Origin of the sequence: Mariniradius saccharolyticus AK6, from assembly GCF_000330725.2 — a bacterium.
Taxonomy (GTDB): domain Bacteria; phylum Bacteroidota; class Bacteroidia; order Cytophagales; family Cyclobacteriaceae; genus Mariniradius; species Mariniradius saccharolyticus.
Window position 1 is genome coordinate 34,677 of sequence record NZ_AMZY02000008.1, and the last position, 13,235, is coordinate 47,911.

A 13,235-nucleotide genomic window follows, 5' to 3' on the forward strand; every position below is an offset into this window, starting at 1 on the left:
CTTAGCGACAACATTTCTTGAATTTTATTCGGTACTTCTGATCTTTTGCACTACTTCAAACAGCGCAGGCTGCGTGGATTGCAGGTTTTGGTACATGACCTCTACTGCCTTTCGGAACCCATCCGATTCGGGATAGGTGATCGTGACGCCTGCCTTTTTCAACTCCCGAAATGACTCCTCGACCGAGGCTTCCCAAAGCTTGTATTGGTACACCGCCGACTCGTCTGCGGCTTCCTGTAGCCAAGCCTGTTCCTGTTCGTCGAGGTTGTTCCAGACCTTGGTACTGACGATTACCACATCCGGCACGGCTGTATGTTCATTGACTGCATAAAACTTGCAGACTTCGTAATGCCGGGACGTGTACAAGCTCGGAGGATTGTTTTCCGCCCCGTCCACGATTCCCTGCTGCAGCGCGGTGTACAATTCCCCGTAGGCCACGGGGGTGGGCGATCCGCCAAAGCTCTTGACCATGTTCATCGCGGTATTGCTCTCCATGACCCTGATCTTCAAGCCTGCCAAATCTTCCGGTGCATTGATAGGTTTGCTTTTTGTATAAAAACTCCGCTTACCGGCATCGTAGTAGCACAATCCCCGAAGCCAGTATTTCTCGCTTTCGAGCAAAAGCTTTTTACCAATCTCCCCTTTGAGCACTTTGTCGCGGTGTAGGTCATTGCGGAACAGATAGGGCATCGACAATACCTGAATCGTGGGTGAAAAGCTTTCCAGCGTCGCGGAGGAAACCTTTGTCATTCCCAAACTTCCGATCTGCAATAGTTCCACCAGTTCCCTTTCCGTTCCGAGTTGCTGGTTGGGATAAATCTTGAGGATCATCTTACCCCCGGATTTTTCCTCCAGTCTTTGGGCCATAAACTCCATGGCCTCATGTACCGGGTGGGTTACGCCAAGGCCATGGCCCAGCTTGATGATGCGCACTCCGGCAGGTCCTTTGCAGGCGGGAAGTGAACAGAGCAGAAGGGCGCAAAGAATGACGACACGGGGAAATGAAGATGAAAGACGCGAGATGGAAGACGCAAGATTCAAGACACAAGACACAAGACTTGAGACGCGTTTGTCTTCGGCATTGCATTCACTCTCACCTATCACGGTCATTTTCTTGTCGGCGATAAACGCTCTTGAAAAATATAACTCATTGATATTATATAATTTAAAATTCATTTCCTCAAGCTTTTGATGATATCGAGTGACAGGGCAATTCGGTGCTTCAAACCACCAAAATCCCCACGCTCGATTTCCTTCCTGTCGATCAATTGGGAGCCCATACCTACACAGTGCACGCCAGCGGAAAACCAGTCTTTCAGGTTTGTTTCCGTAGGTTCCACCCCACCGGTCGGCATCAACTTGATGTCAGGGATTACCGAATGTGCAGCCTTGATAAAGGCGGGGCCCAGCAGATTTCCTGGGAACGTTTTGACCAATTTGGCGCCTAGTACTTTCCCATTGTAAACCTCCGTCAAGGTAGCGCAGCCAGGTACCCAAAAGACCTGCTTCATCCGGCAAAACGCGCCTACCTCGGGCAGCATGGCGGGAGATACAACAAAGTCAGTCCCCGCATACAGAAATCGCTGCGCATCATCCCGGGTAAATATGGTCCCAATTCCCAACAGCAGATCGGGGTATTTTTCGGCATAGATCCTCAAGGCTTTGAACACCTCAAAGGCATTCTTTTCCCGGTTCGTAAATTCAAACACACGCACCCCGGCTTCGTAGCTATGGTCTACCACAGCTTTGGCAATATCCAAATCGGGATGATTGAAGACCGGAATGATACCGGCGGCATGCGTTCGATTCAATATTTCTTGGTGCGTAAGGGCCATGGACTTGGGATTTTAGCGCTTGAGTTTTCCAATATCTTTCCCCTTCATGACTTCCAGCACCTCGTCGAGATGCACGAGATTGGCGTCGCCAGGAATGCTGTGCTTCAGCACGGATGCGGCAGTGGCAAATTCTATGGCTTTTTGGTCATCAAAATGCAGCAGGCCATAAATCAATCCCGCCATAAAAGCATCGCCGCCACCTATGCGGTCGATGATGTTGGGCATGTCGTAGCGCTTGGATTTCAGTGTCTCGGTACCGTTCCAAAGAAATCCTTTTAGCTTATTGTGTGAAGCGGAGATCGAATCCCTATTGGTCTTGGTGATGTATTTGATTTGGGGAAAATCCTTTTTGGCTTGCCTACAGGCATCCTCAAAATCGTCGCTTTGGATATCGAGGCAGTTTTCGAAGTCCGTCAAACCCGCCACCAAGACATGGGAATACCTGACCAGTTCCGGCATGATATCCAAAGGCCCTTTTCCATATTGCCAGAGGTTGCGTCGGTAATTGATATCACCTGAGACCATGATGCCTTTGCTCTTGGCCACTTTTAGGGCCTCCAAAGTCATGTCAGCAGCATTTTGTGAAAGTGCAGGGGTAATCCCGCTCCAATGGAACCAATCCGCCCCATCCAGTATTTTTTCCCAATCCAATCTCGCAGGATCGAGTTTTGAAAAGGCATTGTCAAAGCGGTCGTAGATGATCCTCGGCGCGCGCTGCATCGCTCCATCTTCCAAAAAATAGAGTCCCAATCTCCCCTCTCCTTCCAATACAAAGTCGGTTTTCACGCCCATTTGCCGCAGGTAGTTGGATGCCGCCTGCCCCAAATCATGTGCAGGAAATGCCGTGACGTGGTAGGCTTCCAATCCCAGTTGCGCCAACGAAATACAAACATTGGCCTCCGATCCACCATAAACGACCTTCATGGCATCGGCCTGTACAAACCGCTCTTTTTCGACGGTACTTAGCCGCATCATGACCTCTCCTATCGTGACGATTTTTTTACCCATGGGTGGAAAAATATTTATTGTTGAAAATAATGACTTACCTGTTGAATTCTACGACCGTTCACAATTACTTTATGCAAACGTTTCCAAATTGCAGAAAAAATCACTCTCCCGTGAAAAAAACCATCCGAATCCATCCAAAAGACAACGTGCAGGTCGCCCTACAGGACTTGCAGGCAGGTACCGTTATCCATGAAGAGGGGCAAACCATCGCGGTCATTCAGGACGTCCCTGCCAAACACAAATTTGCATTGGAGGACCTCAAACCAGGTGACAAGGTTTTTATGTACGGCGTGGTCGTTGGGACAGCCAAATCCGCCATCAAAAAGGGCGGAATCATCGGTACCCACAACGTGGGGCATGCGACGGAGGACTTTGGCCAAAAAACGAAAGCGGCAAATTGGATCGCTCCCGAGGTCTCGAGGTTTCTGAACAAAACATTTATGGGCTACCACCGCTCGGATGGGCAGGTCGGCACTGCCAACTATTGGCTGGTCGTACCCTTGGTTTTCTGTGAAAACAGGAACGTGGATGTCATCCGGGATGCCTTCGAGAAAGAACTCGGCTATGATAAACCCAATCCCTTCAGAACGATGGTACGGCAGATGTCCGAGGCGCTGCGAAAAGGAAAAGTCGAGGAAATCGGCACTTTTGCGGGCGATGATGATACCTTTCAAGCGAGCGAACGCATTTTTAGCAACATCGATGGAATCAAGTTCCTGACCCATGATGGCGGTTGCGGGGGAACGCGCCAGGATTCTGAGGCGCTTTGCCAATTGATCGCAGGATATATCCACCACCCCAACGTCGCGGGTGCCACGGTCTTGAGTCTTGGTTGCCAGCATGCACAGGCTTCCATTCTGCGGGAGAAACTCGCCAAACTCCCCCTTGCAAAGGAAAAGGAAATCATCATCCTCGAGCAGCAGAAAGAAGGAACCGAACGGCAACTGCTGACCGAGGCGATCAAGAAAACATTTTTAGCCTTGGTAAAAGCCAATGAAAACAAACGACAACCTGCCACGCTTGATAAGCTTACCGTAGGTTTGGAATGTGGCGGTTCGGATGGTTTTTCCGGCATTTCCGCCAATCCAGCTGTCGGACATGCCTCTGATCTCGTGGTGGCACTTGGGGGAAAGACGATCCTTTCGGAGTTTCCCGAGCTGTGTGGCGTCGAACAAGAACTGATTGACCGCTGTGTTTCCGATACTGTCTCGGAAAGGTTCAGCCATTTGATGAAGGTTTATGCCGCCGCAGCGGAAGCGGTAGGTTCTGGTTTTGATATGAATCCCTCTCCGGGGAATATCAAGGATGGCCTGATTACCGATGCGATGAAATCGGCCGGGGCAGCAAAGAAAGGCGGCACCTCCCCTGTTGCGGACGTGTTGGACTATGGGGAATATATCCAAAAGCCCGGGCTCAATCTCCTCTGTACCCCCGGCAACGATGTGGAAAGCACAACAGCGATGGCCGGTTCGGGCGCAAACATCATCCTCTTCACGACCGGATTGGGCACACCGACCGGCAATCCCGTCGCCCCAGTGATCAAGATTTCCTCCAACTCTGTCCTCGCCAAACGCATGCCCGACATCATCGACTTGGATACAGGTCCAATTATCCGGGGTGAAAAAGACATTGCGCAGATGGGCGAGGAAATCCTCGAACTCATCATAGCCGTGGCCTCCGGCGAGGTGGTTACCAAAGCCACGGCCTTGGGACAGGACGATTTTATCCCTTGGAAAAGAGGGGTGTCGTTGTAGGTTGGGAAGATTGGAAGATTTTAAAATTGAAAGATTGGAAGATTAGGAAAACCGGGTATTGAGATCTGTCACTTCCGGGAGAATCCGAGGTCCATAGGATTCCAAAAAAGACGCAGCCAGCGTGATTGATACACAATAGAAAATATACAGTAAATTCAAACTTTGAACAAAAAACCCAAATATGAAAAAGGTACTTTATGTGCTTCTTGCCTTGGTGATCCTGATTGGCGCCGGATATCAGTTTATCAGATTCAAATCAAAGCCCAACTATGAGGGAGAAACCACGCTTTCGAGTTTGAGCTCGGAAGCGGAGGTATATTTCGATGACTTTGGTGTGCCGCACATCTACGCAGCCAATGCAGCAGATGCCTATCGCGCGATGGGCTATGTCCATGCCCAAGACCGTCTTTTCCAGATGGAAATGATGCGCAGGGTCGGCACGGGTACCTTGGCCGAAATGCTCGGGGAAGACCTGCTGGACGTGGATAAGTTTTTTCGCACCCTCGGCATTCCGAAGCATGCCGCATGGAGCACTGAGGTTTGGGATAAGGCAGGCCCTTCCGAATGGAAATCCGCTACCGAAGCCTATATCGAGGGCGTCAATGACTTTATCGAAAACGGCAATCTACCCATCGAATACACTTTGCTTAGCCACAAACCAAGGCCTTTTACCATCAATGACATTCATGCCATCACGGGTTACATGTCGTTTACTTTTGCGATGGCTATGCGCACCGATCCATTGGTGACCAAAATGGCCCGGCAGTTGGGACCAAAATACCTTGACGCACTCTCCGTACACACACTTCCCGAGCACCATCAGATTCCCAACAACTATCCGCTGCGGGATTCCTTGAACCGTATTCAAATTGATGGAAACACATTGGTTTCGATGCTTGACAGGCTTCCCGTGCCGCTTTTGGAAGGCAGCAATGCCTGGGTGATTTCCGGAAAAAGGACGAAAAGTGGGCAGGTTCTTTTTTGCAACGACACGCATATCGGATTTGCGCAGCCCTCGGTTTGGTATGAAGCGCATATCGAATATCCGGGTTTCAGCTACTATGGCAACCACCTCGCAGGAATGCCATTTGGACTTGTCGGGCATACCAGAAACCACAGCATCGGACTGACGATGTTTGAGAATGACGATCAGGATTTCTTCGAGGAAAAACTCGATCCCAACAATCCAGCCCAAACAGTCTATGCCGACGGATTCAAGCCCTTGGCTGTTCGGAAAGAAACGATCCCAGTAAAAGGCAAGGACGCGGTGGAATTTGAAATCCGTGAATCCATCCACGGGCCCATCGTCAACGAGGTGATACCCGAAATCGGAAGACTGACGACCGATCCCGTCGCTTCTTGGTGGGTGTATGTCCTCGAACCTACACGCGCTCTCGAAGCCACATGGAAAATGGCGCGGGCGCAAAGCATACAAGAATTGGAAGATGCAGTCAGGCTTATCCACGCCCCCGGACTCAATGTCATGTATGGTGACAAAGCGGGAAACATTGCCTGGTGGGCCACCGCCAAACTACCCATTCGGCCACCCCATGTCAACAGCAAGATTTTCATGGATGGCAGCAATCCTGCCGACGAACCACTCGGATGGATCCCATTCGAAGAAAACCCGATGAGCATCAATCCGGAGTCCGGCTTCGTCGCCTCAGCCAACAACCAACCGGATACGTTATCCAATGGGACGTTTTTCCCCGGCTACTACTATCCCGGAGATCGCTGGAACCGTATCGCCAAGACCGTAACGGCTAGAAATGACTGGACGCAGGAAAGCATCAAGTCCCTGCAGCTCGAAGCCCTCAACGAAAACCATCCCATCAATGCCAAGGCCATGATCCAACAGGTCGATCCGAGTGTCTATGCAGGATTTGAAACAGCGATCAAAACCTTGGAAAACTGGGACGGAAGCCATAGATTGGAAAGCACGGCGCCGACGCTGTACTACAAATGGCTGTACCATACCTTGTACGGGATGATGGTGGATGAATTGGGAGAGGAGGATTTCAAGAATTTTGTGAGGACGTTTTTGTACATCCGCAGCGTGCCAAAACTCATTCGGAGCCAAGATTCCCCTTGGTGGGACAACACACAGACCGATGCTTCAGAAAGTTCCAAACAGATCATTGAGGAAGCCTTGAAAAAAAGCCTTGCGGAATTGAATACCCAACTCGGTTCGGATCCAAATGCCTGGGAATGGCAGAAGGTGGTTGTGTTGGAACATCCACATCCCCTTGGAGCCAAAAAACCCTTGGACAAGATCTTTAACGTCAAAGCTCCTGCGGTGACGGCGAACGAGGAGTCGGTCAACAAATTGCCGTTTGTGCTGAATGCCGAAGGTATCTACAAGGTTAACTCCGGCCCTGCCATGCGTATTGTAATGGATTTTGCGGACGTGGAAGCCGCTGAATCCGTACTGCCTACGGGACAAAGCGGCAACCTTTTCTCGCCCTGGTACCAAGACCAAGCCGTCATGTTTGCAACAGGGCAATACCGACCCATGCTCATGAATGAATCTGCCATCAAAAGCAGTAAGAAAAAGTTGGTGCTGAGGCCTTGAACAGAATAAAAGATGTGTCTCGGAGGAAATTAGCCTTCTTTACTCAGATCGCAATTTGTGTCTGTTTGTGCTATTCGTGGCTAAATTATCAACCACAGATTACACAGATAGGCACAGATATCTTTGAGCAATCTCACCTCTTCTATCTGTGTTGATCTGCGCCATCTGTGGTTTGATTTGATAGACAAAAATTCCAGACACCTGGCATCGATGTGTTTTCTAAGGTGACTAATCTCCGACCACGTGTTTGGCATGGACGATACAAAAACAAAAAAACCGCCCGATGTTCGAGCGGCTTGTGGGCCCACTTGGAATCGCCCCGATAGCCATCGCAGGCAAGCACAGGCTGCCACCATCTGCCTGAGTCATCGGTGGAGCATCAGTTATTTCGGTACTTCGCAAGTAGTTTGTCGACCATCTCGGGAAATGATTTCAGGTTTTGTAAGTAGATCTTGGATTTCATTTTCTTGATGTGCATTTCGATCCTTCGAGCCTGTGCAAAACCCTCACATTTAATGGAATGATAAAGTTCCCAATCATCAGCTTTCTGGGTAAAATTAAGTTTGCCATATTTCTTCTCGATGTGGTTTTCAATCTGCTCGACCACCGAAAGGGTAGTCACGCCCGTGTAGTAACGATCAAGCCTTCTTGAATAAAGGATGTAAACAAAGGAAGATTCCATTGATTGAAAAAAAAAATACCGCTCGAAATTCGAGCGGTTCGTGGGCCCACTTGGAATCGCCCCGATAGCCATCGCGGGCAAGCACCTACTGACTCGATTCGGGTGCATTTCACTTTAACCGCAAATTATATTGAAGGGACATTGACATAGGACAAGCATAAAACAAAAAAACCGCTCGAAATTCGAGCGGTTCGTGGGCCCACTTGGAATCGCCCCGATAGCCATCGCGGGCAAGCACCTACTGGCCCGATTTGGGTGCATTTCACTTTAACCGCAAATTAAATTGAAGGGACATTGACATAGAACAAGCATAAAACAAAAAAACCGCCCGATGTTCGAGCGGCTTGTGGGCCCACTTGGAATCGCCCCGATAGCCATCGCGGGCAAGCACCTACTGACTCGATTCGGGTGCATTTCACTTTAACCGCAAATTATATTGAAGGGACATTGATATAGGACAAGCATAAAACAAAAAAACCGCCCGATGTTCGAGCGGCTTGTGGGCCCACTTGGAATCGAACCAAGCACCTACTGATTATGAGTCAGTTGCTCTAACCGAATGAGCTATAGGCCCGAAATTTGCCCCGTTTTTATCCAAAACAGCCTTGCAAATGGGAGTGCAATGTTACATATTTGGTTTTAATTTTACAACCAAGGGCATTCATGAATCAATTGAGCGGAGTCGATTTTTTGATCTTTGATCTGGGCAATGTGATCATCGATATCGATTATGAATTCAGTATGAACGAGTTGAGAAAGCTGCTCCCGGCAAAAAAACATCCCCTCGTGCAACAGTTTTTTCCGTCCAAATTCCACAAGGATTACGAGAAAGGCCTGATCACTTCAAGCCAATTCCGGGATGCCGTAAGGGAACTGTACCAGGAAAATTGGACCGATGCCCAAATCGACTATGTCTGGAACAGCCTGTTGCGGGAATTGCCGCAGGAGCGCCTGGACTTGGTGGCACGCTTGCGGGAAGAATTTGGGACCGGTGTACTGAGCAATACTAACGAAATCCACATCCTGAAGATGAACGAAATCCTGCAGGAAAAAGCGGGGATTCCTTCCATGCATGTGTTTTGTGACCATGTGTTTCTCAGCCACGAAATGGGCCTGGCAAAACCAGATGAAGCTATCTATAAGGCCGTGATCGAACAAATTGGCATTCCAGCATCCAAAGTTTTGTTTTTCGATGACCTCCCGGCAAACCTTGAAGGCGCCAAGAGAGTTGGGTTAAAGACGTTTCACATCCATCACCCCAAAGCGCTGATCGAGTTTTTTTCCGATGTACAGTAAAAAAGAGTATTTCAGACATATTTCCCTTTTCCTCCTGACCCTCGTCACGACGACATTTGCCGGTGGGGAATGGCTTTTCGGAAGGTCTATCCTCGGCAGCGGCGAGCATTTCCTGAATTGGGAGTATTTTGTCAAATCCCTCCATTTCTCGGTCCCGTTTTTGGGTATCCTATTGGTACATGAAATGGGACATTTGCTTACCTCGATCAAGCACCAAGTAAAGTCAACAATGCCCTATTTCATACCGGGTTGGCTGGGCTTCCTGGGTTCGCCCTCGATAGGTACTTTTGGGGCCATCATCCGAATGCGGAGCTTTGTCAACAGCAGGAAAAAATTCTTCGATATCGGTGTCGCGGGTCCCTTGGCGGGTTTTGTATTGGCGGTTGGGGTACTTTGGTACGGCTTCACCCACTTGCCGCCTGCGGACTATATCTATCAAATCCACCCCGAATACCTCGATCCCAACTTCAAGGGGCATACGGCAGAGGAAGGCTATATCAACCTGGAAATGGGCTACAACTTGCTTTTCTATGGCATGGAGAAGCTGCTTGCAGACCCAACCAAAATGCCCAATATGTCTGAGATCATCCATTTCCCCTACATCTTTGCGGGCTATTTGGCGCTGTTTTTTACGGCTTTGAACCTGTTGCCGATCGGGCAATTGGATGGAGGGCATGTGGTGTTTGGGCTTTTTCCCAAAAACCACAAACGGATATCGCTCGTGTTTTACACCGCCTTCGTGGCCTATGCAGGTCTGGGTGTGATCAATCCGTATCAGGATTTCTATAGGCTGATTGTCACGATTCCGCTCTACGTTGTTTTCCTGTACATCTGCTACCGCCGGGCAAGTCTCGACAATCAGACCAAATGGACCATTGTGCTGAGTCTTGCCGCGGTACAATACCTCACGGTGTACTTTTTCCCTACCATCGAAGGCTACTCAGGATGGCTGTTTTTTGCTTTCCTGCTTGGGCGGGTCATGGGCTTGGAGCATCCCGAAGTCAGTGGCTATCGGGAACTTGACCGCGGTCGCAAGCTGATTGGCTGGCTGGCGATCTTGATCTTCATCCTGTGTTTTACGCCACAACCTTTCAAGTTTTCCTGAAAAATCTGAACGACAGGGAGTCCATTGCTAAAAAATCACACCGGACCCAATACACTCCTCACCTTTGTACCAAGCGACAAACTGACCCGAGGCTATTCCCTTTTGTGCCTGATCGAAAAGGACATACAAACCATTTTCACACATGATCAGGGTAGCCATGGTCAAAGGTTGGCGGTAACGGATACGCGCTTCATACCTCGCTGATTCACCCAGGGCAAGCCTCAGATCTTCCCGAATCCGGTGGATATCCTTTTTGGGTACAAACAGGCCGTATCGATTGAGACCGGGATGGTCCTCCCCTAGCCCTGTGTAAATAACATTTTCACGGGTATCGGTCGCAATGACAAACATCGGCTTCCCGGTCCCACCAACTTGCAGGCCTTTCCTTTGGCCTACTGTGAAATAATGGGCACCATTGTGTTCGCCAAGGACTTTACCATCCTCAGGGCGGTAATGCAAGGGCAAGCAGATTTGATCCAAAGTGTCCATATCCTCCCCATCCATGTCAGCGATCGCGGGAACGGTCTGATAAGCCGGGTACGTCTCCGGCACAAGGATAATCCTTCCTTTCTTCGGCTTGAGTTGTTGCTGGAGGAAATCTGGCAACCTGACTTTTCCGATAAAACAGAGCCCTTGGCTGTCCTTTTTGTCCGCGGTGATGAGATCCTGTTCCTTGGCGATTTGCCTTACTTCGGATTTTTGGAGATGACCGATGGGAAACAGTGCCTTTGCCAATTGCTCCTGGCTGAGTTGGCAAAGAAAATAACTCTGGTCTTTGTTGGGGTCGGCACCAGCCAACAGCCGATACACAGGTTTGCCATCTACCAAGATTTCATCCTTTTGGCAGTAATGCCCGGTTGCGACGTAGTCCGCCCTAAGCTTCTGGGCAGCTTTAAGGAAAATGTCGAATTTGATTTCCCGGTTGCAAAGGATATCTGGATTGGGCGTACGTCCCGCTTCGTATTCGGCAAACATGTAATCAACGATCCGTTCGCGGTATTCCTCGCTCAGGTCGATCGCTTGAAAAGGAATGCCGAGTTTCTCGGCCACAAGCATGGCATCGGTACTGTCTTCCATCCAAGGACATTCATTGGAAATGGTGACAGTTTCATCGTGCCAGTTTTTCATAAACATGCCGATGACTTCGTAGCCTTGTTCTTTGAGCAGATGGGCGGCGACCGAGGAGTCGACACCGCCGGATAGTCCGACGACCACCCTTTTGGGATTATTCATATTCCAGAAATTATTCATGGAGTAAAGGTCCATGAGGTTTCACATGTTTTTCCAAACCCGCGGGAAAAGGAATTGGTTCACAAAGGTAGGGATTGATTGTACCATGTACAAAGTACCAAGTACGACGTACCAAGTATAAAAGAAAGAGATTCGAAGTACGAAGAATGAAACCGGAAGTACGAATTTATCGGTTTTCAGTCGGTTATCCCGCTTCTCAAGAAGCTGGATTGGAAGCAGGATTTCGGTCAATCGGTGCTGGTTTCGGAAAAGGAGCACAGTCCACGACGCAGCGAATCGTCATCCTTGCAACACTTCCAGTTCTTGCACAAGTGCTTCCTGCAATCCTGGGATTTCACGAAGATCTTGGCCCCAGAAATCCACCTGTCTGAGTGCTTTTTCCACGATCATCTCCAAATTGTCGGACTGCCAGATTTGAGCGAAAAACTGCAACACTTCAGCGGTATCTTTCAGCGGTATCGGTTCTTGAGAGGTTTTGCCGGAATAAAAGAACAGCAAAGCAGCAAAGGAACGCATTAGATTCGGAGGAAGGCTTCCTGTTTTTTCGTGATAGGATAAAATGCTCGGCAATACCCGTACCCGAAACTTGGAGACCGAGTTCAGGGCGATGGAAATCAACTCATGACGGATAAAGGGATTTCTAAACCTGTCGAACACAGCCGCTGCATACGCATGAAGTTCCTCTTTCGGAAGATCCATGCTGGGAATGATTTCATGGAATACGGTTTCTTGCATGGTCTTTCCCATCAAGGTGTCTTCCACTGCTTCGCGCACGGTCCTCTTTCCGGCCAAGTAGGCAACAGGCACCGTGGCCGTGTGGGCCCCATTCAGAATCCGTACTTTTCTTGTCTGGAAACCGGTCAAATCGTCCACGATATGGACTTCGAGTCCTGTTTTTTCGGTTTGGAAAACATCATTCAGAAACTCCGGGCCTTGGATTGCCCAAAAGTGATAAGGCTCGGCTACTACCGCCCAATCGTCCCGAAACCCGGTTTTTGACTCAAGTTCAACAATCTCTTCTTTGGGATAACCTGGGACGATTCGATCAACAAGTGTATTGCAAAAGACGCAGGAAGCCTCCAGCCAGGCAAGAAACTTGGGGGTAAGTTGCCAGAGGTAGGCATACGAAACCACCATGTCATGCAGCGTATCGCCGTTGTTGGATATGAGTTCACAGGGAAGGATGACTAGCCCTTTTGCCACATCACCTGCTACATGCAGGAATCGGGCGTAGAGCAAAGCAGTGAGCTTTCCGGGAAATGCCTTTGGACACTGGGCAAAATCGGCATCCTTAAGATCGAAATACACTCCGGCTTCGGTCGCGTTCGAAATAACGTACTTGAGCTCCGGTTGGGCTGCGAGGTCCAAAAATCCAGAATAATCCAACTCGGGATTGTTGATGCCGGCAACACAGGAAACAAGACGCACCTGATCGATGGTCTCCCCTTTGGCAAATCCCCTCAACCATACGTGGTAGAGGTAATCTTGCCCCACAAAAGACTCAGGAACCTGCTGCCCTTTGGTTTGCACGAGGTGGATTGAGCCATTGAAGTCAGCCTTTTCATTGAGGATGTCTACCATCCAATCCGCGAATCCCCGTAAAAAATTCCCCGTGCCAAACTGGACAACTCTGAGGGGCCTGTCCACAGTGTTTCCGGTTGTCTTTCGATCTAATGTTTTCATCTTGTTACTAAAATACTACTTGACCGCTTTATCCCCAATAAAATTGTGT

Annotated in this window: 10 protein-coding genes and 1 tRNA gene; 4 read left to right on the forward strand and 7 right to left on the reverse strand. The window is 49.3% G+C overall.

Going from position 1 to position 13,235, the window contains the following annotated elements:
• Positions 1-24: 24 nt before the first annotated feature.
• Genes C943_RS06915 through C943_RS06925 form a run of 3 tightly spaced genes read right to left on the reverse strand, consistent with a single transcriptional unit; the run spans position 25 to position 2,843 of the window.
• Positions 25-1,176, reverse strand: a complete 1,152-nt coding sequence (locus C943_RS06915) for a TRAP transporter substrate-binding protein (protein WP_008625822.1) — start codon at positions 1,174-1,176, stop codon at positions 25-27.
• A complete protein-coding gene (locus C943_RS06920) occupies positions 1,173-1,835 on the reverse strand; it encodes a beta/alpha barrel domain-containing protein (RefSeq protein WP_008625823.1) in 663 nt (220 codons plus the stop codon). Before C943_RS06920 ends, C943_RS06915 begins: the two co-directional genes overlap by 4 nt.
• Positions 1,836-1,847: 12 nt before the next feature.
• The gene (locus tag C943_RS06925) at positions 1,848-2,843 is read right to left on the reverse strand and encodes a sugar kinase (protein WP_008625829.1); all 996 of its coding nucleotides are present in this window, start codon (positions 2,841-2,843) and stop codon (positions 1,848-1,850) included.
• A 71-nt stretch (positions 2,844-2,914) separates the two neighbouring features.
• Between C943_RS06925 and C943_RS06930 the strand changes: the two genes are divergently transcribed.
• Entirely contained in the window at positions 2,915-4,597 is a 1,683-nt protein-coding gene (locus C943_RS06930) for a UxaA family hydrolase (protein WP_051069539.1), read from the forward strand.
• A 181-nt stretch (positions 4,598-4,778) separates the two neighbouring features.
• On the forward strand, positions 4,779-7,169 hold the full coding sequence (locus C943_RS06935; protein ID WP_008625831.1) for a penicillin acylase family protein: 2,391 nt from the start codon (positions 4,779-4,781) through the stop codon (positions 7,167-7,169).
• Positions 7,170-7,548: 379 nt separating this feature from the next.
• Here the strand turns inward: C943_RS06935 and C943_RS06940 are convergent, their stop codons facing one another.
• Together C943_RS06940 and C943_RS06945 are read right to left on the reverse strand one after the other, a co-directional pair.
• The gene (locus tag C943_RS06940) at positions 7,549-7,851 is read right to left on the reverse strand and encodes a GIY-YIG nuclease family protein (RefSeq protein WP_008625833.1); all 303 of its coding nucleotides are present in this window, start codon (positions 7,849-7,851) and stop codon (positions 7,549-7,551) included.
• Between the two features lie 500 nt (positions 7,852-8,351).
• Positions 8,352-8,425 (reverse strand) — tRNA-Ile (locus C943_RS06945).
• Between the two features lie 89 nt (positions 8,426-8,514).
• Here C943_RS06945 and C943_RS06950 point away from each other — a divergent pair.
• Positions 8,515-9,147 carry an HAD family hydrolase gene (locus C943_RS06950; protein WP_008625835.1) on the forward strand — a complete coding sequence of 211 codons (633 nt, stop codon included), beginning with the start codon at positions 8,515-8,517 and terminating at the stop codon, positions 9,145-9,147.
• A complete protein-coding gene (locus C943_RS06955) occupies positions 9,137-10,252 on the forward strand; it encodes a site-2 protease family protein (protein WP_008625837.1) in 1,116 nt (371 codons plus the stop codon). Before C943_RS06950 ends, C943_RS06955 begins: the two co-directional genes overlap by 11 nt.
• Positions 10,253-10,279: 27 nt before the next feature.
• Here the strand turns inward: C943_RS06955 and mnmA are convergent, their stop codons facing one another.
• Positions 10,280-11,485 (reverse strand): tRNA 2-thiouridine(34) synthase MnmA, encoded by a 1,206-nt coding sequence (mnmA, locus tag C943_RS06960; protein ID WP_040479531.1) that lies wholly within the window; start codon positions 11,483-11,485, stop codon positions 10,280-10,282.
• A gap of 297 nt (positions 11,486-11,782) precedes the next feature.
• Entirely contained in the window at positions 11,783-13,186 is a 1,404-nt protein-coding gene (locus C943_RS06970; RefSeq protein ID WP_040479444.1) for a tagaturonate reductase, read from the reverse strand.
• Positions 13,187-13,235 lie beyond the last annotated feature (49 nt).

What these genes read in the sequence shown, in the direction of transcription:
- C943_RS06950 (WP_008625835.1), top strand. Translation starts at nt 8,515, where the DNA reads ATGAATCAATTGAGCGGAGTCGATTTTTTGATCTTTGATCTGGGCAAT.
- C943_RS06935 (WP_008625831.1), top strand. Translation starts at nt 4,779, where the DNA reads ATGAAAAAGGTACTTTATGTGCTTCTTGCCTTGGTGATCCTGATTGGC.
- C943_RS06955 (WP_008625837.1), top strand. Translation starts at nt 9,137, where the DNA reads ATGTACAGTAAAAAAGAGTATTTCAGACATATTTCCCTTTTCCTCCTG.
- C943_RS06940 (WP_008625833.1), bottom strand. Translation starts at nt 7,851, where the DNA reads ATGGAATCTTCCTTTGTTTACATCCTTTATTCAAGAAGGCTTGATCGT.
- C943_RS06970 (WP_040479444.1), bottom strand. Translation starts at nt 13,186, where the DNA reads ATGAAAACATTAGATCGAAAGACAACCGGAAACACTGTGGACAGGCCC.
- C943_RS06925 (WP_008625829.1), bottom strand. Translation starts at nt 2,843, where the DNA reads ATGGGTAAAAAAATCGTCACGATAGGAGAGGTCATGATGCGGCTAAGT.
- C943_RS06930 (WP_051069539.1), top strand. Translation starts at nt 2,915, where the DNA reads ATGCAAACGTTTCCAAATTGCAGAAAAAATCACTCTCCCGTGAAAAAA.
- mnmA (WP_040479531.1), bottom strand. Translation starts at nt 11,485, where the DNA reads ATGAATAATCCCAAAAGGGTGGTCGTCGGACTATCCGGCGGTGTCGAC.
- C943_RS06915 (WP_008625822.1), bottom strand. Translation starts at nt 1,176, where the DNA reads ATGAATTTTAAATTATATAATATCAATGAGTTATATTTTTCAAGAGCG.
- C943_RS06920 (WP_008625823.1), bottom strand. Translation starts at nt 1,835, where the DNA reads ATGGCCCTTACGCACCAAGAAATATTGAATCGAACGCATGCCGCCGGT.